The sequence below is a fragment of the Delftia sp. S65 genome, assembly GCF_016516495.1.
Taxonomy (GTDB): domain Bacteria; phylum Pseudomonadota; class Gammaproteobacteria; order Burkholderiales; family Burkholderiaceae_C; genus Comamonas; species Comamonas acidovorans.
In genome coordinates this window covers 1-262 of the sequence record NZ_JACVUR010000116.1, presented here as the reverse complement: position 1 = coordinate 262, position 262 = coordinate 1, and the positions used below count along the sequence as shown (strand labels likewise).

The window sequence follows — 262 nt, the reverse complement described above, 5'->3', positions numbered from 1 at the left end:
GCTGTCCAGCGTGATGTCGTCGCCCAGCTCATCAAAGACATCGCGCATCCAGGCCGGTAGGTCGGCTTTTTTCAGCTCACCAACTAGGGCACCGCCCATGTCGGCGACAAACTGGGTCCATGCTTTCTCGGGGTCGGTACCAAGTCCTCCATCACGTTTCGTGTAGCTGGTGAGAACCTCTCCCGTGATCTTATCGATGAGCTTGAAATAGCCGTACGAATCTTCATCGCCATATTTAGGATTCGTCGCAAAGCCCGCGATG

Annotated in this window: 1 protein-coding gene; it reads right to left on the bottom strand. The window is 55.0% G+C overall.

The window, feature by feature from the left end; genetic code table 11:
• Positions 1–262: hypothetical protein (locus IAE24_RS30065; protein WP_199962550.1), on the bottom strand; the 262-nt coding region annotated here is incomplete at both ends.